This window comes from Escherichia coli DSM 30083 = JCM 1649 = ATCC 11775, from assembly GCF_003697165.2.
Classification (GTDB): domain Bacteria; phylum Pseudomonadota; class Gammaproteobacteria; order Enterobacterales; family Enterobacteriaceae; genus Escherichia; species Escherichia coli.
Genome location: NZ_CP033092.2, coordinates 4,403,604 through 4,420,080, shown reverse-complemented (window position 1 = coordinate 4,420,080; position 16,477 = coordinate 4,403,604). Strand labels below are relative to the sequence as shown.

General features: G+C 55.5%; 18 protein-coding genes. 3 read left to right on the top strand and 15 right to left on the bottom strand.

Annotated elements, in window-relative coordinates; all coding sequences use genetic code 11:
* Position 1 precedes the first annotated feature (1 nt).
* The 15 genes from phnO to yjdM form a co-directional block, all read right to left on the bottom strand.
* Positions 2 to 436, bottom strand: a complete 435-nt coding sequence (phnO, locus tag EAS44_RS22805) for an aminoalkylphosphonate N-acetyltransferase (RefSeq protein WP_001110514.1) — start codon at positions 434 to 436, stop codon at positions 2 to 4.
* The gene (gene phnN / locus EAS44_RS22800; protein WP_000146000.1) at positions 423 to 980 is read right to left on the bottom strand and encodes a ribose 1,5-bisphosphokinase; all 558 of its coding nucleotides are present in this window, start codon (positions 978 to 980) and stop codon (positions 423 to 425) included. Before phnN ends, phnO begins: the two co-directional genes overlap by 14 nt.
* The gene (gene phnM, locus EAS44_RS22795; protein WP_000586259.1) at positions 980 to 2,116 is read right to left on the bottom strand and encodes an alpha-D-ribose 1-methylphosphonate 5-triphosphate diphosphatase; all 1,137 of its coding nucleotides are present in this window, start codon (positions 2,114 to 2,116) and stop codon (positions 980 to 982) included. The genes phnN and phnM overlap by 1 nt, the downstream gene beginning before the upstream one ends.
* Positions 2,113 to 2,793, bottom strand: a complete 681-nt coding sequence (gene phnL / locus EAS44_RS22790) for a phosphonate C-P lyase system protein PhnL (RefSeq protein WP_000611410.1) — start codon at positions 2,791 to 2,793, stop codon at positions 2,113 to 2,115. The genes phnM and phnL overlap by 4 nt, the downstream gene beginning before the upstream one ends.
* Positions 2,794 to 2,903: 110 nt before the next feature.
* Positions 2,904 to 3,662: a phosphonate C-P lyase system protein PhnK gene (gene phnK, locus EAS44_RS22785; protein ID WP_001075531.1), complete on the bottom strand. Its 759-nt coding sequence runs from the start codon at positions 3,660 to 3,662 to the stop codon at positions 2,904 to 2,906.
* Entirely contained in the window at positions 3,659 to 4,504 is an 846-nt protein-coding gene (phnJ, locus tag EAS44_RS22780) for an alpha-D-ribose 1-methylphosphonate 5-phosphate C-P-lyase PhnJ (protein WP_000002282.1), read from the bottom strand. The genes phnK and phnJ overlap by 4 nt, the downstream gene beginning before the upstream one ends.
* A complete protein-coding gene (phnI, locus tag EAS44_RS22775; RefSeq protein ID WP_001296656.1) occupies positions 4,497 to 5,561 on the bottom strand; it encodes an alpha-D-ribose 1-methylphosphonate 5-triphosphate synthase subunit PhnI in 1,065 nt (354 codons plus the stop codon). The genes phnJ and phnI overlap by 8 nt, the downstream gene beginning before the upstream one ends.
* A complete protein-coding gene (phnH, locus tag EAS44_RS22770; protein WP_000171593.1) occupies positions 5,561 to 6,145 on the bottom strand; it encodes a phosphonate C-P lyase system protein PhnH in 585 nt (194 codons plus the stop codon). Before phnH ends, phnI begins: the two co-directional genes overlap by 1 nt.
* Complete coding sequence (gene phnG / locus EAS44_RS22765) at positions 6,142 to 6,594, bottom strand: phosphonate C-P lyase system protein PhnG (protein ID WP_000542780.1); 453 nt, start codon at positions 6,592 to 6,594, stop codon at positions 6,142 to 6,144. Before phnG ends, phnH begins: the two co-directional genes overlap by 4 nt.
* Positions 6,595 to 7,320 (bottom strand): phosphonate metabolism transcriptional regulator PhnF, encoded by a 726-nt coding sequence (gene phnF / locus EAS44_RS22760; protein WP_001350807.1) that lies wholly within the window; start codon positions 7,318 to 7,320, stop codon positions 6,595 to 6,597.
* A gap of 20 nt (positions 7,321 to 7,340) precedes the next feature.
* Positions 7,341 to 8,120: a phosphonate ABC transporter, permease protein PhnE gene (gene phnE / locus EAS44_RS22755; protein WP_001350806.1), complete on the bottom strand. Its 780-nt coding sequence runs from the start codon at positions 8,118 to 8,120 to the stop codon at positions 7,341 to 7,343.
* A 105-nt stretch (positions 8,121 to 8,225) separates the two neighbouring features.
* Positions 8,226 to 9,242, bottom strand: a complete 1,017-nt coding sequence (gene phnD / locus EAS44_RS22750) for a phosphonate ABC transporter substrate-binding protein (RefSeq protein ID WP_000991976.1) — start codon at positions 9,240 to 9,242, stop codon at positions 8,226 to 8,228.
* Between the two features lie 24 nt (positions 9,243 to 9,266).
* The gene (gene phnC, locus EAS44_RS22745; protein WP_001193413.1) at positions 9,267 to 10,055 is read right to left on the bottom strand and encodes a phosphonate ABC transporter ATP-binding protein; all 789 of its coding nucleotides are present in this window, start codon (positions 10,053 to 10,055) and stop codon (positions 9,267 to 9,269) included.
* Between the two features lie 132 nt (positions 10,056 to 10,187).
* The gene (yjdN, locus tag EAS44_RS22740) at positions 10,188 to 10,631 is read right to left on the bottom strand and encodes a VOC family metalloprotein YjdN (RefSeq protein ID WP_001131335.1); all 444 of its coding nucleotides are present in this window, start codon (positions 10,629 to 10,631) and stop codon (positions 10,188 to 10,190) included.
* A 159-nt stretch (positions 10,632 to 10,790) separates the two neighbouring features.
* Complete coding sequence (gene yjdM, locus EAS44_RS22735; protein WP_001300891.1) at positions 10,791 to 11,126, bottom strand: zinc ribbon domain-containing protein YjdM; 336 nt, start codon at positions 11,124 to 11,126, stop codon at positions 10,791 to 10,793.
* A 402-nt stretch (positions 11,127 to 11,528) separates the two neighbouring features.
* On the opposite strand from yjdM, the gene crfC reads away from it, so the two are divergent.
* The 3 genes from crfC (at position 11,529) to proP (ending at position 16,398) form a co-directional block, all read left to right on the top strand.
* Positions 11,529 to 13,757: a clamp-binding protein CrfC gene (crfC, locus tag EAS44_RS22730; RefSeq protein ID WP_000288550.1), complete on the top strand. Its 2,229-nt coding sequence runs from the start codon at positions 11,529 to 11,531 to the stop codon at positions 13,755 to 13,757.
* On the top strand, positions 13,754 to 14,632 hold the full coding sequence (gene rdcB, locus EAS44_RS22725) for a diguanylate cyclase regulator RdcB family protein (RefSeq protein WP_000169160.1): 879 nt from the start codon (positions 13,754 to 13,756) through the stop codon (positions 14,630 to 14,632). Before crfC ends, rdcB begins: the two co-directional genes overlap by 4 nt.
* A gap of 263 nt (positions 14,633 to 14,895) precedes the next feature.
* Positions 14,896 to 16,398 (top strand): glycine betaine/L-proline transporter ProP, encoded by a 1,503-nt coding sequence (gene proP, locus EAS44_RS22720; RefSeq protein WP_001296659.1) that lies wholly within the window; start codon positions 14,896 to 14,898, stop codon positions 16,396 to 16,398.
* Positions 16,399 to 16,477 lie beyond the last annotated feature (79 nt).

Here is a 16,477-nt window from a genome sequence, read left to right as displayed (position 1 = left end):
GTTACAGCGCCTTGGTGAAGCGGAAGTGGCTCTGCTCGTAGCCTTCGCGCAGGTAAAATCGGTGCGCGTCGTGGCGCTTCACGTTGGTGGAAAGCTCGGTCATTTCGGCCCCGGCCTGGCGGGCTTCTTCTTCTGCCCATGCCAGTAATTTACTGCCGACGTTCAGACCGCGCGCCTGCGGCATCACCACCAGTTCCTGAATTTCGCCGATCCAGTTGACATGATGCAAATGAAACTGCAAATGCAGGCCGATCATGCCGACAACCTCGCCATCCAACAGCGCCAGATGGTAGCGCATATTCGGGTCACGCAGGTTGGCGTTAAAGCCCACGCGAAACGCCTGGTGGTCAAACTCCGCTTGTTTTAGCTCACAAATCAGCGCGTAAACCGCGTCGGTGTCGTACTGCGTTGCCGGGCGAAGTTCACAAGCAGGCATGGTGTTTCTCCTTCTGATGAATCAGCGTCAGCAGCGTGTCGACCGACTGGCGCAGGCTGCCGTCATTATTGAGCGTATGGCAATCCTGAGGAGTATAGCGGGCGGCGCGCGCCAGCCGGGCATTAATTTCACTGGCGTTTTCGCGGCCACGGTTTTCCAGGCGCTGGCGCAGGATCTCCGGCGAAACCTGTAAACAGATGGGCAGCAGCGCCGATTGATAACGCGCCCGCGCCTGCGGCAGGTGGGCGCGTGAGCCGTTAACCACGACGTCGAATCCGGCGTGCAGCCAGAGGTCGATCTCAATGCCGACACCGTAATACAAACCATTAGCATGCCAGCTCAAGGCCAGAAGGTTCTGCCCCGCGCGGGTAAAAAACTCCTGCTCGCTTAAGGCGATATGGTTTTCACTTCCGGCGCTGGCATCACGCGTGATGTAGCGATGCGCTACCAGTAGCTGGGTTTGTTCCCGCTGGCGGAGTTCCGTCAACAGACTGTCTTTTCCGGAGCCAGAGGCCCCCATTAACCAAATCAGTTTTCCCGTCATCAGAACACCCTTTTACCCTGACGCCAGACGTGGTCGATATGAATGTGGTTGCCCTTGCGATGCGCCAGCACCAGGTCGGCGCGTTTGCCCTCGCCAATCACCCCGCGATCCTGAAGATTAAGCGCCTGCGCCGGATTTTTAGTCACCAGCTTCACCGCCTGCGGCAGCGTAAAGCGGTTGCTCTCGTCATCGGCGACGCGAAATGCCGCATCGAGCAGGCTGGCGGGGTAGTAGTCGGAAGAGAGGATATCCAGCAGGCCAAGCTGTGCCAGTTCACTGGCCGCCACGTTGCCGGAGTGCGAACCGCCGCGCACGATATTCGGCGCGCCCATCAGTACGTTCATGCCATGCTTGCGCGAGGCTTCTGCCGCTTCGAACGTGGTGGGAAATTCGGCGATCACGCTGCCAAGCTGGTGGGATTCGGCAACGTGGGCGTGCGTGGCGTCATCGTGGCTGGCGAGGGCAATGTGTCGCGCGCGGCACATTGCGGCGATAGTTTCGCGATTAGGCTGTGACCAGCGTGCGGCAAGCGCCAGTTGCTCCTCTTCGTACTGTTGCATCTGCGCATCGGTGAGCGAGTATTTGCCCTGATAATATTCACGATATTTTTCGCGGTTGGCGAACTGGCGCTGGCCCGGTGAGTGATCCATCAGCGACACCAGCGTTACCAGTTCGCGCTGTACCAGTTTTTCAAACAGCGGCAGCGTGGTGTGATGCGGCAGTTCGCAGCGTAGGTGCAGACGGTGCTCGGCACGGTTGACGCCGCGTTTCTGCGTCTCTTCGATGGCGTTGATCATCTTCTCCAGATTCTCCAGCCGATCGCCGCCGTCGCGTACATCACCAATCGCCACGGCGTCCAGCACGGTGGTGATGCCGCTCGCCACCATCAGCGCGTCGTGGCTGCTCATCGCCGAGTGGGCTGGCCAGTCAACTTTCGGGCGCGGGGTGAAGAATTTATCCAGATTATCGGTATGCAGCTCAATCAGCCCCGGTAGCAGCCAGCCGCCTTCGCCGTCCATTGCTTCTGACAGGTGACTCTGGCTTTCGGCAAAGGCGCGGATTTCGCCGTCCTGCATCTCCAGAGAACCGTGTACCACCTCGTTTTCCAGCACCAGTTTGACGTTATTGATAATCATGAAGAGACTCCCATTGGGTGCAGGCGGTCGGCGACTTGCTCGCGCACGGTTTCGTCATGGAAGATACCGACGATGGCCGCGCCGCGGGCTTTGGCTTCGCGGATCAGTTCCACTACGGCGGCGCTGTTTTTAGCGTCCAGCGAGGCGGTAGGTTCGTCGAGCAGCAGAATGGGGTAGTCGACGATAAAGCCACGGGCGATGTTGACACGCTGCTGTTCGCCGCCGGAGAAGGTCGATGGTGCCAGGTGCCACAGGCGTTCAGGCACGTTCAGGTGGGTGAGGAGACGCGCGGCTTTAGCGGCGCAGGCTTCACGCGGTACGCCGGTATCGAGCAGCGGCTGCATCACCACTTCCAGTGCCGAAATACGTGGGATGACGCGCAGAAACTGGCTTACCCAGCCGACAGTGGTTTTGCGGATCTCCACCACTTTGCGCGCTGGCGCGGTGACCAGGTCGACCCATTCATCACCGTGTTTGATCTGGATTTGCCCTTCGTCGGGTAGATAGTTGGCATACAGCGAGCGTAGCAGAGTTGATTTTCCACTGCCGGAATGGCCGTGGAGTACCACGCATTCGCCGGCGTTGACGGTGAGTGAGGCGCCTTGTAATACAGGCAGGCGCACGCCGTTTTGCTGGTGCAGGATGAAGGTTTTACTGACGTTTTGTACGTTAATCATTTTTCGCCTCGTGGTTCGGGTGTCGGATGCGACGCTGATGCGTCTTATCCGACCTACGGGGAGCGCATTTGTAGGCCGGATAAGGCGTTTACGCCGCATCCGGCACCAGCTCAATTCTGCAAAACCGATGACACCAGCAACTGGGTATACGGATGGTGCGGGTCGTCGAGCACGCGGTCGGTTAACCCACTCTCCACCACTTTCCCTTGCTTCATTACCAGCAAACGGTCCGCCAGCAGACGGGCGACGCCTAAATCGTGGGTGACAATCACCACCGCCAGGTTAAGCTCCATCACCAGACCGCGGAGCAGGTCCAGCAGGCGCGCCTGTACCGACACATCCAGCCCGCCAGTGGGTTCATCCATAAACACCAGCTTCGGATGCGTCACCAGGTTGCGGGCAATCTGCAAACGTTGCTGCATGCCGCCGGAAAAGGTGGTCGGCAGGTCGTCGATCCGGTTGGCGGGAATCTCCACCTCTTCCAGCCATTTCTGCGCGGTGGCGCGAATATCGCCGTAATGACGCGCTCCGGTTGCCATCAACCGTTCGCCGATATTGCCGCCTGCCGACACCTGGCGGCGCAGGCCGTCAAGCGGATGCTGATGCACCACACCCCATTCGGTGCGCAGCAGGCGACGGCGGTCGGCCTCGCTCATCGCGTACAGCGAACGGTTCTCGTAGCGAATTTCCCCTTGCTGTGGTGTCAGGCGGGCGGAGATCGACTTCAGCAGCGTGGTCTTCCCGGAGCCGGACTCCCCAACAATGCCCAGAACTTCTCCCGGCCATAAATCAAAAGAGACATCGCTGAAGCCTTTGCCCGGGGCATAAAGGTGGGTCAGGTTATTGACCGAAAGTAACGGTTGATTCATTGGCTTTTGGCCTCGTTCTGTTGGCGGCAATAATCGGTATCGGAGCAGACAAACATGCGGTTTCCGGCGTCATCCAGCACCACTTCGTCGAGGTAACTGTGGGTCGATCCGCAGATGGCGCATGGTTCATCCCACTGCTGGACGGTGAACGGATGATCATCGAAATCGAGGCTTTCCACGCGGGTAAACGGTGGCACGGCATAGATGCGCTTCTCGCGCCCCGCGCCAAACAGTTGCAGGGCGGGCATCATGTCCATTTTCGGGTTATCGAATTTCGGGATCGGCGACGGGTCCATTACGTAGCGCCCGTTCACCTTCACCGGATAGGCGTAGGTGGTGGCGATATGACCGAAGCGGGCGATATCTTCATACAGTTTCACCTGCATCACGCCGTACTCCTCCAGCGCGTGCATGGTGCGCGTTTCCGTCTCACGCGGCTCAATAAAGCGCAGCGGTTCGGGGATCGGCACCTGGAAGATAATGATCTGATCTTCGGTCAGCGGCGTTTCGGGTATGCGGTGACGCGTCTGGATAAGTGTCGCATCGTCCGTGCGCTCGGTGGTGTTCACCCCGGTCACGCGCTTAAAGAAGTTACGAATCGACACGGCGTTGGTGGTATCGTCTGCGCCCTGGTCAATCACCTTCAACACGTCGCTTTCGCCAATCACGCTGGCGGTGAGCTGAATGCCGCCGGTTCCCCAGCCGTAGGGCATCGGCATCTCGCGTCCGCCAAACGGCACCTGATAACCGGGGATTGCCACCGCTTTTAAGATAGCGCGGCGGATCATGCGTTTGGTCTGCTCGTCGAGGTAAGCAAAGTTGTAGCCGCTCAGATTAGCCATGGTTCTGCTCCTGTTGCAGACGTTTGAGTAGCTCCAGTTCGGCCTGGAAATCGACGTAGTGCGGGAGTTTGAGATGCGAAACAAAGCCTGCGGCTTCGACGTTGTCGGCATGGGCCAGCACGAACTCTTCATCCTGTGCCGGACCTGTTGCGTGCTCGCCGTATTCCGGTGCCTGCAACGCACGGTCAACCAGCGCCATCGCCATTGCTTTGCGCTCGCTCATGCCGAACACCAGCCCATAGCCGCGTGTAAAATGCGGTGGTTCATCCGGCGGGTCGATAAAACCGTTGACCATTTCACACTCGGTCATCAACAATTCGCCGACGTTCACCGCAAATCCCAGCTCTTCCGGCACAATAAATATATCGATATAGCCACTGCGAATTTCGCCTGCGAACGGGTGATTGCGCCCGTAACCGCGTTGGGTGGAGTAGGCCAGCGCCAACAAATAGCCTTCGTCACCGCGCATTAATTGTTGTAGACGGGAAGAACGCGAACAGGGATAAACCGGCGGCGTGCGGGTGATGTCGTCCGGTTGTGCGCCGCTATCTTCTTCAAACTTCGCCAGCCCCTGACGCGCCAGCAGGCTGAAGACGTGTGGCGACGGTTGCTGTTCGCTGTCAGCGGTGGTCAGCGTTGGCGTTTCGCCGTTTGCCAGCAGGGTGAAATCGAGCAGGCGATGGGTGTAGTCGTAGGTGGGGCCAAGCAGTTGGCCGCCGGGAATGTCTTTATAAATTGCTGAAATACGCCGTTCGAGACGCATCCCGGTGGTGTCGAGCGGCTCACTGACCGCCAGCTTCGCCAGCGTGGTGCGGTAGGCGCGCAACAGGAAAATCGCTTCGACGTTATCGCCGCTGGCCTGTTTCAGCGCCAGCGCGGCCAGCTCGCGGTCGGCAATACCGCCTTCGGTCATCACGCGATCTACCGCGAGGTTAAGCTGCTGTTCAATCTGGGCGACGCTCAGTTCAGGCAAATCAGTATCGCCCCGGCGTCGGCTCTCTTGCAGGGCGTGGGCGGCGTCGATCGCCTTTTCGCCCCCTTTCACGGCAACGTACATCAGCACACCTCCACATGAGTGGTTCGCGGAATAGCCAGCAGGCGCTCGCCGCAGGTCAGGATCAGGTCGATGCCGAGCGGGAACGGGTGCGGGCGCTCGGTAAGTTCATGAAGAATGCACTTTGGCAGTTGCGGGGCGATCATCCGTTCTTCGGCAATACCTGCGCCGGTGAGGCGCAACATACGCCCACCGCTCAGGCTGGTGACCTGTAAAATCAGCGTTGCGCCCGCTTCTGGTGCAACGGCAGTGCCGGTGGAAAGGGCGTTGAGCTGCTCGCTGGAGATCGCCTCATCTGTTACCGCGAAGGTCGCCTGTTTCGGCTGATTAACCAGCGGCGCGTTGGTATGAAAACGCAGGCTCTGATTGACGATATCGTTGCTCAATGGCGCGGCAAGCCACACCGGCGTGTCGTTATCGGCCAGCGTCAGCAGCACGCTGGTGGTGGCGATATTCAGCGGCTGCCAGCCGCGCTTGAGCTGATGCAGGGCGACAATCACGCCCGGCTCGCTCATGGCCTTTAACAGGCGACGAAAACTGTGTTGGGCATCCTGCACGGGAAGCATAAAAGCGGTTTCCAGGGTCATGCGTTGTCTCCGCGAACCATCGTAAAGAAGTCGACCCGGCTGGCGTTCACTTCGGCCTGGCGCGCGGCAATGCGTGCCATACGGTCAGCGTCCAGCGGGGTGATAAGGGTTTCTGATAAGTTTTGAAAGTGGCGGTTTTGCTGCATCAGCGCATCAATCAGCGCACAACGTTCGGCGTGCTGTTTGTCGCGCCCCAGCACCCAGCTATAGCCGAGCGTGCCGTCAGTCAGACGCACGGCGGCGCGGGTGAGCGTGGCGTCGCCAGCAAAAAAGCGTTCGCCGGTGCCGCCCATTCGCGCCTGAATCTGCACCAGGCCAGTTTCAGCGGCGCGGATCACCTCATAATCGGCGTTGATGTTCAGCGCGTTCAGGCGGGCTGCCAGTTCAGCCGGTTGGCTGTGCGCCAGCACGGACATCCAGTGCTGGCGGGTCGCGGTATCTGCGTGCATTCAGTGCTCCATAGTGAATTCAATCATGTCGGCGCGCGTCAGGCTGACGGAGTACTCCGCCGGGCTGCTTTCACCGTCACGGTGGTTAAGGGTGCGCACGCACAGCAGCGGCGACATATTCGGGATTTCAAGACGCTGGCACTCTTTGGCCTGGGCGCGGCGGGCGCTGATCCGCGTCTGGCTGCGTCGTAGCGTAATCCCCGTTTGCTCGCGCAGAAAATCGTGCAGCGAACCGCTGTCGAAACGTTGCAGCGTCGGCCAGAGGGTGAGGTCCGCAAAGTAGTGGTCGATTAAACAGAGCGCGACGCCGTTGACCCGACGCAGGGTGCGCAGGTGGATGACGTTCTCCCCCTCGGTTATCCCCAGCGCGTCAGCGACGTGACCGGAGGCGGGGCGCAGCACCGATAGCAATTTTTCGCTGGTGGGATGGCTGCCCTGGTCCAGCAGGTTCTGGCTAAAACGCGCCTGGGCGTTGAGCGGGTAATCGAACGGGCGCATCAGCACCAGTACGCCGACGCCCTGACGGCGCTGTACCCAGCCTTTTTCCACCAGTTGGTCGATGGCGCGGCGCAGGGTGTGGCGGTTCACCTCAAAGCGCGCCGCCAGTTGCTGCTCGGCGGGAAGATAGTCGCCGCAGCGGTAGTGTTGACGAAGCTCCTGCTCAAGTTTTGCGGCTATCTCCTGATAGCGTGTTGGGTAGCTGGTCGGATGTGTAGACAAGTGCATAGCCATCAATGCCTCGCTTATCAGATAAAGTGCTTACGCAACCGTTGAGAGAGGAAATCCAGCAGGCTGACCGTGACGATGATGAGCACCATCAGGGCGCAGGTTTGCTGGAACTGGAAACCGCGAATCGCTTCCCACAGCGTGACGCCGATCCCGCCCGCGCCAACCATACCGACGACGGTCGCCGAGCGGACGTTGGATTCGAAGCGATAGAGAGAGTAGGAAATCAGCAGCGGCATGACCTGCGGTAGTACGCCGTAGAGGATCTCTTCCAGCTTGTTGGCACCGGTAGCGCGAATGCCCTCCACCGGGCCGGGTTCAATCGCTTCTACCGCTTCGGAAAGCAGTTTGGAAAGTACGCCGGTGGTGTGGATAAACAGCGCCAGCACGCCAGCGAACGGGCCGAGGCCGACGGCGACCACGAACAGCATGGCGAAGACTATTTCGTTAATGGCGCGGCAGGCGTCCATCAGGCGGCGTACAGGTTGGTAGACCCACCACGGTACCAGGTTTTCAGCGCTCATCAGGCCGAAGGGGATGGAGAGAACCACCGCCAGCGCGGTGCCCCAGACGGCGATTTGCAGCGTGACGGCCATTTCGGTGAGGTAATCCTGCCACTGGCTGAAATCGGGCGGGAAGAAGTCGGCGGCGAACGTCGCCATGTTGCCGCCATCTTTAATCAGCGTAAGCGGTGCCATTTCCGCGCCCTGCCACGAGACGACCAGCACGGCGATAACAACGGCCCAGCTCAGAAGCGAGAACCAGCTGCGCTTGGGTGGGGCGATGGTGATGGTTTGCATGTTTGGCTCCGGTCTGTAGGCCGGATAAGGTGCTTGCACCGCATCCGGCATCAACGTCTGCACATTGTCGGATGCGACGCCGGGGCGTCTTATCCGACCTACGATTTACTGCACCGCTTTACTCACCGAACTCATTGCGCTTAACGCGTTGTTCAGGCGGTCCAAATCATCCAGTTGCGCCTGAATGGCGGTGGTTTTTGCCAGCTTGTCCTGTTCGTTCAGCCCTTTGTTGTCCTTCACGCTTTGCATCTCTTTAAACAGCGCGAGCTGGCGAATCGGCACCAGTTGCAGGTCGCTGGAGGCGCGGAACGGCGCCCAGCCCAGGCGTTCCAGCACCGCTTTCTCTTCCGGCGTTTTGCCGTAGTTCATAAAGAAGTCGTAGATCTTGTCTTTGGTGGTTTCGGACAGATTTTTGCGCCAGACGATCGGATCGCCTGGGATCAGCGGCGATTTCCAGATCACCTTCAGTTCTTTGAGCTTCTCCGGCGCGGAGGTTTTCAGCTTGTCGAGGTTTTCGGTGTTATTGGTCGCCACATCCACTTGCTTGTTGGCGACGGCCAGCGCATTGGTTTCATGCCCGGCGTTGACGGTGCGCTTGAAGTCGCTGGCGGAGATATTGTTTTTAGCGAAGACGTAGTAACCGGGGACGAGGAAGCCGGAGGTAGAGTTAGGATCGCCATTGCCGAAGGTGAGATCTTTCCGCTTCGCCAGCAGATCGTTCAGGTTGTTGATCGGGCTATCTTTGTTGACGATCAACACGCTCCAGTAACCCGGCGATCCATCCGCCGCGACCGTCTGGGCGAAGACCTGGCCGTTGGCGCGATCCACCGCTTCCATCGCCGACAGGTTGCCGTACCAGGCGATATCCACTTTATTGAAGCGCATCCCCTGGATAATGCCCGCGTAGTCCGGGGCAAAGAAGGCGTTGACCTTTACGCCCAGCTTCTTCTCCATATCCTGTAAGAACGGCGTCCATTGCGGTTTCAGGTTTTGCTGTGATTCCGTTGAAATAATGCCGAAATTCAGCGCCTTTTCCTGCTCTTCGGCGTATGCCGGATTTAACAGGGTGCTGAGGCTGAACATGCTGGTGAAGGCCAGCGAGGCAATTATCTTAGCGTTCATTCGTTTTCCTCAATGATGGGGATGTCAGGCAGCTTTCGCGTTCTCTTCGACGCGGTTAATGCTGCGGTAGAGATGGTCAAAACGTTCGTTATCAAACTGTTGGCTGCAGCCGTCGTAGAAGACGTGCCCCTGGCGCAGGGCGACGATGCGTTCGCAGTAGCGCAGGGCGTAATCCACCTGATGCAGCGTGACGACCACGGTAATGCCGTCGTTCTGGTTGATGTCGCGCAGGGTGTCCATCACGATGCGTGCCGATTCCGGGTCCAGCGAGGCGATGGGTTCGTCAGCGAGAATGACCTTCGCCTGCTGCATCAGCGCGCGGGCAATCGCCACACGCTGTTGCTGGCCGCCGGAGAGTGTGGAAACGCGTTGATGGGCAAAGTGCACCATGCCAACGCGGGTCAGCGCCTGTAACGCGCGCTGTTTCTGCTCGCGGGTGAAGTAGCTAAAACAGGTTCGCCAGAATGGCGTGCTGCCGAGCGCGCCAATCAGCACGTTCTCCAGTACGCTCAGGCGATTCACCAGGTTGAATTGTTGAAAGATGTAGCCGGTATGGGCGCGGCTTTTACGGATATCGCGGGCCAGACGGCCTTCGCGCTGGACAGTGCGGCCCAGCAGCTCGATATGGCTACCGACAGATTTATCGCCGGTAATCAAACCGCTTAAGTGACGTAAAAGGGTGGATTTTCCGGAACCCGACGGCCCAAGCAGAGCCACCATTTCACCATGATGAATGTTCAGATCAACCGCGTGCAGCGCCTGATGCTGATTGAAGGTTTTGGCGAGCTTCTCGACACGGATAATCGTTTGCATGATGCAGCCTCCCTAAAAAAGTGGCTCCATCGTGGCGGATTATTGTGACGATTTGGTTAATTAAAAGTGACTAACAGATGAAGAGTTAACGGGAATTCGATGACAGTGCGGGAGGGTGGGCCTCCCGGCGGGTTATTGCGTTGGCTGTTGTTTGACGACATTAATCATCCACGGTACGCCAAATTTATCGGTGACTTTGCCGAAGCCATGCGCCCAGAAAGTTTCCTGCCAGGCCATTTCGATTTTTCCGTTAGCGGCAAGGTTGTCAAACCAGCGTTTTCCTTCTTCGACCTGTTGCGAATCGAGCACCAGCGTAAAGCCGGAGTAGCTGGCTTTTCCTGACGGTATAGCATCGCTCATCATGATGTCGCTTCCTGCAATGCGCACGTTGGCATGAGCGATGGCGGTATCGGGAAATTGCATTCCGGAAGGGCAGTTTTCGGCGCTGTCCTGCGCTGATTTCGGCATTTCGCCGAAGCTGATTTTATAGAGCAGTTCCGCGCCCAACGTACGTTGATAATAGGCAATCGCGTCGGAACAGTTACCGGCAAAAGAGAGGTAGGGACTTAACGGCATGATGGTGACCTCAGTTAAGAGAAGCCCGTTAAGTGTAGTTCGAAATTTATACAGATGAGAGGGAAGCCTGATAAGACGCGGTCAGCGTCGCATCAGGCAGTCGCCACCGTTGCCGGATGCGGCGTAAACGCCTTATCCGGCCTACCGATCACAATACAATCAGTTCTTTTTCACAAACTCAGATTTCAGTTTCATCGGACCAAAACCGTCGATTTTGCAATCGATGTTATGGTCGCCTTCAACCAGGCGGATGTTTTTCACTTTGGTGCCAATTTTCAGCATCGAAGAGCTACCTTTCACCTTCAGATCTTTAATGATGGTCACGCTGTCGCCGTCAGCCAGCAGATTGCCGTTAGCATCTTTAACGATCAGCTCGTCGCTTTCCTGTGCAGGTTCTGCGTCGTTCCATTCGTAGGCACATTCCGGGCAGATGTACATGCCGTTATCTTCGTAGGTGTATTCGGAGTTGCATTTTGGGCAGTGTGGTAATGACATGTGGATTTCCTCAAAAGTCAGCAGGGCAAAAGCGCCAAAAAACGGCAGATTGCCGAAAAAGGCCGCAATTATACACAAAATCCCTGAGTTTGTCGGGGGTACTGCTGATTTTAGACGACGATCGTTTTCATTTGAAAGGAAACGCAAAAAGAAAATAATCTTTTTGCCTCCATTTATTATTTAAGATAAGGTTAATGCTCTACATGTTCTTTTTTTAATTCAAATGATATTTTTTATCTTTCTGACGTTTTAAACGTATCGGAAGACGTTATTTATTCTAATAAAAAACAACACTCTAAATATAAAATTATTTCTTGCAGTAATTATAAAAGCCGAAAACAGAACTCAAAAACAATCTGGCTAAATAAAAGTAATAAAATTTGCTTTAAGGAAAAATTTTCTATGTACACACAGACCCTGTATGAGTTAAGTCAGGAGGCTGAACGCCTGTTACAGCTTTCTCGCCAACAGTTGCAGTTACTGGAAAAAATGCCTCTCTCTGTACCCGGAGACGATGCGCCACAACTGGCTTTACCCTGGAGTCAGCCTAATATCGCCGAACGTCACGCGATGCTGAATAATGAGTTGCGTAAAATTTCCCGACTGGAAATGGTGCTGGCGATTGCCGGTACTATGAAAGCAGGGAAATCAACCACCATTAATGCCATTGTTGGTACGGAGGTTCTGCCTAATCGCAATCGCCCAATGACTGCGCTGCCAACGCTTATTCGCCATACGCCCGGGCAAAAAGAACCGGTACTGCATTTTTCACATGTCGCGCCAATCGACCATTTAATTCAACAATTACAACAGCGCCTGCGTGATTGCGATATTAAGCATCTGACCGATGTGCTGGAAATAGATAAAGATATGCGTGCGCTTATGCAGCGGATTGAAAATGGCATCGCTTTCGAAAAATATTATCTGGGTGCTCAACCTATTTTTCATTGTCTGAAAAGTTTGAATGATTTGGTGCGACTGGCGAAGGCGCTGGACGTCGATTTTCCTTTTTCTGCTTACGCCGCCATTGAGCATATTCCCGTGATTGAAGTGGAGTTTGTCCATCTGGCGGGGCTGGAGAGTTATCCCGGTCAGTTGACGTTACTGGATACCCCCGGGCCAAATGAAGCCGGGCAACCGCATCTGCAAAAAATGCTTAACCAGCAGCTGGCACGCGCCTCGGCGGTACTGGCGGTGCTGGATTATACGCAACTGAAATCGATCTCCGATGAAGAGGTCCGTGAGGCAATTTTGGCGGTGGGGCAATCGGTGCCGTTGTATGTGCTGGTCAATAAGTTCGATCAACAGGATCGTAACAGTGACGACGCCGACCAGGTGCGGGCACTGATTTCCGGAACGCTGATGAAAGGCTGTATTACGCCACAGCAGATATTTCCGGTGTCGTCGATGTGGGGCTACCTGGCGAATCGGGCGCGCCATGAGTTAGCCAACAACGGTAAGTTACCACCGCCAGAGCAACAACGCTGGGTGGAAGATTTTGCCCATGCCGCGCTCGGCAGGCGCTGGCGTCATGCCGATCTGGCGGACCTCGAACATATTCGCCATGCTGCCGATCAGTTGTGGGAAGATTCGCTGTTCGCCCAGCCAATTCAGGCGTTGCTTCATGCCGCTTACGCTAACGCCTCGTTGTATGCTCTGCGATCTGCCGCGCATAAACTGTTGAATTACGCGCAGCAGGCGCGGGAATACCTGGATTTTCGTGCGCACGGGTTAAACGTCGCTTGTGAACAATTGCAGCAAAATATCCATCAGGTCGAAGAAAGTTTGCAGCTATTGCAACTCAATCAGGCGCAGGTGAGCGGCGAGATTAAACATGAAATCGAGTTGGCCCTGACCTCCACCAACCACTTTCTGCGTCAACAGCAAGATGCGGTGAATGCGCAGTTAGCCGCGTTGTTTCAGGATGATTCGGAGTCGTTAAGTGAGATGCGTACCCGCTGTGAGACACTGTTACAGACGGCGCAGAACACCATCAGTCGCGACTTTACGCTGCGCTTTGCCGAGCTTGAGTCCACCCTTTGCCGGGTGTTAACCGATGTTATTCGCCCCATTGAGCAACAAGTCAAAATGGAATTGAGTGAGTCTGGGTTTCGTCCTGGGTTTCATTTTCCTGTTTTTCACGGCGTAGTTCCCCACTTCAACACCCGCCAGCTGTTCAGCGATGCAATATCCCGTCAGGAAGCAACGGATGAGCAGATCACCCGTTTTGGCGTTGTGCGTGAGATTTTTTCGCGCTGGTTGAATCAGCCCGACTGGGGACGGGGAAATGAGAAATTCCCGACAGAGACGGTTGATTACAGTGTGTTGCAACGAGCATTAAGCGCAGAAGTCGATCTTTATTGCCAACAAATGGCTAAAGTTATGGCAGAGCAGGTCGATGAATCTGTTACGGCAGGCATGAATACTTTTTTCGCTGAGTTCGCTTCATGTTTGACGGAATTACAGACGCGTTTACGCGAAAGTCTGGCTCTGCGTCAACAAAATGAATCCGTGGTCAGGCTGATGCAACAGCAATTGCAGCAGACTGTGATGACTCACGGCTGGATTTACACCGACGCTCAGCTGTTACGCGATGATATTCAAACACTTTTCACGGCAGAACGATATTGACCAAGACGTTACTGGACGGCCCCGGTCGCGTGCTGGAGTCGGTTCATCCGCGCTTTTTAGTGGATCTGGCGCAGGGCGATGATGCCCGCCTTCCACAAGCCCATCAGCAGCAGTTTCGTGAACGACTGATGCAGGAACTTCTTGCGCGCGTGCAGCTTCAGACATGGACGAACGGCGGCATGTTAAATGCGCCGCTTAGCCTGCGTCTGACATTGGTGGAAAAACTGGCGTCGATGCTGGATCCCGGTCATCTGGCGCTGACGCAGATCGCGCAGCATCTGGCGCTGCTGCAAAAAATGGATCACCGCCAGCACTCTGCTTTCCCGGAGCTCCCCCAGCAAATTGTCGACTTGTATGAGTGGTTTTCAGCCCGTTGTCGCTGGAAGGAAAAGGCGTTAACGCAACGAGGCCTATTGGTGCAGGCGGGTGAACAGAGCGAGCAAATTTTTACCCGCTGGCGTGCTGGGGCGTATAACGCCTGGTCGTTGCCTGGGCGCTGCTTTATCGTTCTGGAGGAGTTGCGCTGGGGTGCATTTGGCGATGCCTGCCGTCTGGGAAGACCGCAAGCGGTGGCGTTGTTGCTGGGTGATTTGCGCGTGAAAGCGACACAACATTTGGCAGAGAGTATCAATGCGGCCCCGACCACGCGTCACTATTACCATCAGTGGTTTGCCTCTTCGACCGTTTCGACGGGCGGGGAGCATGCTGATTTTTTAAGTTGGCTGGGAAAGTGGTCCACGGCAGATAAACAACCCGTTTGCTGGTCAGTGACCCAACGCTGGCGAACTGTCGCACTGGGGATGCCACGACTCTGTTCAGCGCAGCGTCTGGCGGGAGCAATGGTCGAGGAAATCTTCTCTGTAAATTTGGTGTAAATAATCAGTTACACCAATGAGTCCTAAACGAAATACATGTGTGAAGTTGATCACAAATTTAAACACTGGTAGGGTAAAAAGGTCATTAACTGCTCAATTCAGGCGTCAACTGGTTTGATTGTACATTCCTTAACCGGAGGGTGTAAGCAAACCCGCTACGCTTGTTACAGAGATTGCATCCTGCAATTCCCGCTCCCCTTTTGCGGCCGTCGCGCTGATTTTTCTGGCGTTTGCGGAAATGGGCCAACTCTGCGAGGAAAGCTATGCTGAAAAGGAAAAAAGTAAAACCGATTACCCTTCGTGATGTCACCATTATTGATGACGGTAAACTGCGTAAAGCCATTACCGCAGCATCACTGGGTAATGCAATGGAATGGTTCGATTTTGGTGTTTATGGTTTTGTTGCTTACGCATTAGGTAAAGTTTTTTTCCCGGGGGCTGACCCCAGCGTGCAGATGGTTGCTGCACTCGCCACTTTCTCCGTTCCCTTTCTGATTCGACCGCTTGGCGGGCTCTTCTTTGGTATGTTGGGCGATAAATATGGTCGCCAGAAGATCCTCGCTATCACTATTGTGATTATGTCGATCAGTACGTTCTGTATTGGCTTAATACCGTCCTACGACACGATTGGTATTTGGGCACCGATTCTGCTGTTGATCTGTAAGATGGCACAAGGTTTCTCGGTCGGCGGTGAATATACCGGGGCGTCAATATTTGTTGCGGAATACTCCCCTGACCGTAAACGTGGCTTTATGGGCAGCTGGCTGGACTTTGGTTCTATTGCCGGGTTTGTGCTGGGAGCTGGCGTAGTGGTGTTAATTTCGACCATTGTCGGCGAAGAGAACTTCCTCGATTGGGGCTGGCGTATTCCGTTCTTTATCGCTCTGCCGTTAGGGATTATCGGGCTTTACCTGCGCCATGCGCTGGAAGAGACTCCGGCGTTCCAGCAGCATGTCGATAAACTGGAACAGGGCGACCGCGAAGGTTTGCAGGATGGCCCGAAAGTCTCGTTTAAAGAGATTGCCACCAAACACTGGCGCAGCCTGTTGACATGTATTGGTCTGGTAATTGCCACCAACGTGACTTACTACATGTTGCTGACCTATATGCCGAGTTATTTGTCGCATAACCTGCATTACTCCGAAGACCACGGGGTGCTGATTATTATCGCCATTATGATCGGTATGCTGTTTGTTCAACCGGTGATGGGCTTGCTGAGTGACCGTTTTGGCCGTCGTCCGTTTGTGCTTCTTGGTAGTGTTGCACTGTTTGTGTTGGCGATCCCGGCGTTTATTCTGATTAACAGTAACGTCATCGGCCTGATTTTTGCCGGCTTATTGATGCTGGCGGTGATCCTTAACTGCTTTACGGGCGTTATGGCTTCTACCTTGCCTGCGATGTTCCCGACGCATATCCGTTACAGCGCGCTGGCGGCGGCATTTAATATTTCGGTGCTGGTTGCCGGTCTGACGCCAACGCTGGCGGCCTGGCTGGTCGAAAGCTCGCAGAATCTGATGATGCCTGCCTATTACCTGATGGTAGTGGCGGTGGTTGGTTTAATCACCGGCGTAACCATGAAAGAGACGGCGAATCGACCGTTGAAAGGTGCGACACCAGCGGCGTCAGATATACAGGAAGCGAAGGAAATTCTCGTCGAGCATTACGATAATATCGAGCAGAAAATCGATGATATTGACCACGAGATTGCCGATTTGCAGGCGAAACGTACCCGCCTGGTGCAGCAACATCCGCGAATTGATGAATAAGCTGAAACGGATGGCCTGATGTGACGCTGTCTAATCAGGTCAATTGAACTCTTAAGGTTCACTTAATCTCTGACGCGCA

Excerpts from the sequence above, each read along its gene's own strand:
- crfC (WP_000288550.1), top strand. The coding sequence starts at position 11,529 with ATGTACACACAGACCCTGTATGAGTTAAGTCAGGAGGCTGAACGCCTG.
- phnF (WP_001350807.1), bottom strand. The coding sequence starts at position 7,320 with ATGCACTTGTCTACACATCCGACCAGCTACCCAACACGCTATCAGGAG.
- phnE (WP_001350806.1), bottom strand. The coding sequence starts at position 8,120 with ATGCAAACCATCACCATCGCCCCACCCAAGCGCAGCTGGTTCTCGCTT.
- yjdM (WP_001300891.1), bottom strand. The coding sequence starts at position 11,126 with ATGTCATTACCACACTGCCCAAAATGCAACTCCGAATACACCTACGAA.
- phnI (WP_001296656.1), bottom strand. The coding sequence starts at position 5,561 with ATGTACGTTGCCGTGAAAGGGGGCGAAAAGGCGATCGACGCCGCCCAC.
- phnJ (WP_000002282.1), bottom strand. The coding sequence starts at position 4,504 with ATGGCTAATCTGAGCGGCTACAACTTTGCTTACCTCGACGAGCAGACC.
- proP (WP_001296659.1), top strand. The coding sequence starts at position 14,896 with ATGCTGAAAAGGAAAAAAGTAAAACCGATTACCCTTCGTGATGTCACC.
- phnO (WP_001110514.1), bottom strand. The coding sequence starts at position 436 with ATGCCTGCTTGTGAACTTCGCCCGGCAACGCAGTACGACACCGACGCG.
- phnM (WP_000586259.1), bottom strand. The coding sequence starts at position 2,116 with ATGATTATCAATAACGTCAAACTGGTGCTGGAAAACGAGGTGGTACAC.
- phnN (WP_000146000.1), bottom strand. The coding sequence starts at position 980 with ATGACGGGAAAACTGATTTGGTTAATGGGGGCCTCTGGCTCCGGAAAA.
- phnC (WP_001193413.1), bottom strand. The coding sequence starts at position 10,055 with ATGCAAACGATTATCCGTGTCGAGAAGCTCGCCAAAACCTTCAATCAG.
- phnK (WP_001075531.1), bottom strand. The coding sequence starts at position 3,662 with ATGAATCAACCGTTACTTTCGGTCAATAACCTGACCCACCTTTATGCC.
- phnH (WP_000171593.1), bottom strand. The coding sequence starts at position 6,145 with ATGACCCTGGAAACCGCTTTTATGCTTCCCGTGCAGGATGCCCAACAC.
- yjdN (WP_001131335.1), bottom strand. The coding sequence starts at position 10,631 with ATGCCGTTAAGTCCCTACCTCTCTTTTGCCGGTAACTGTTCCGACGCG.
- phnD (WP_000991976.1), bottom strand. The coding sequence starts at position 9,242 with ATGAACGCTAAGATAATTGCCTCGCTGGCCTTCACCAGCATGTTCAGC.
- phnL (WP_000611410.1), bottom strand. The coding sequence starts at position 2,793 with ATGATTAACGTACAAAACGTCAGTAAAACCTTCATCCTGCACCAGCAA.
- phnG (WP_000542780.1), bottom strand. The coding sequence starts at position 6,594 with ATGCACGCAGATACCGCGACCCGCCAGCACTGGATGTCCGTGCTGGCG.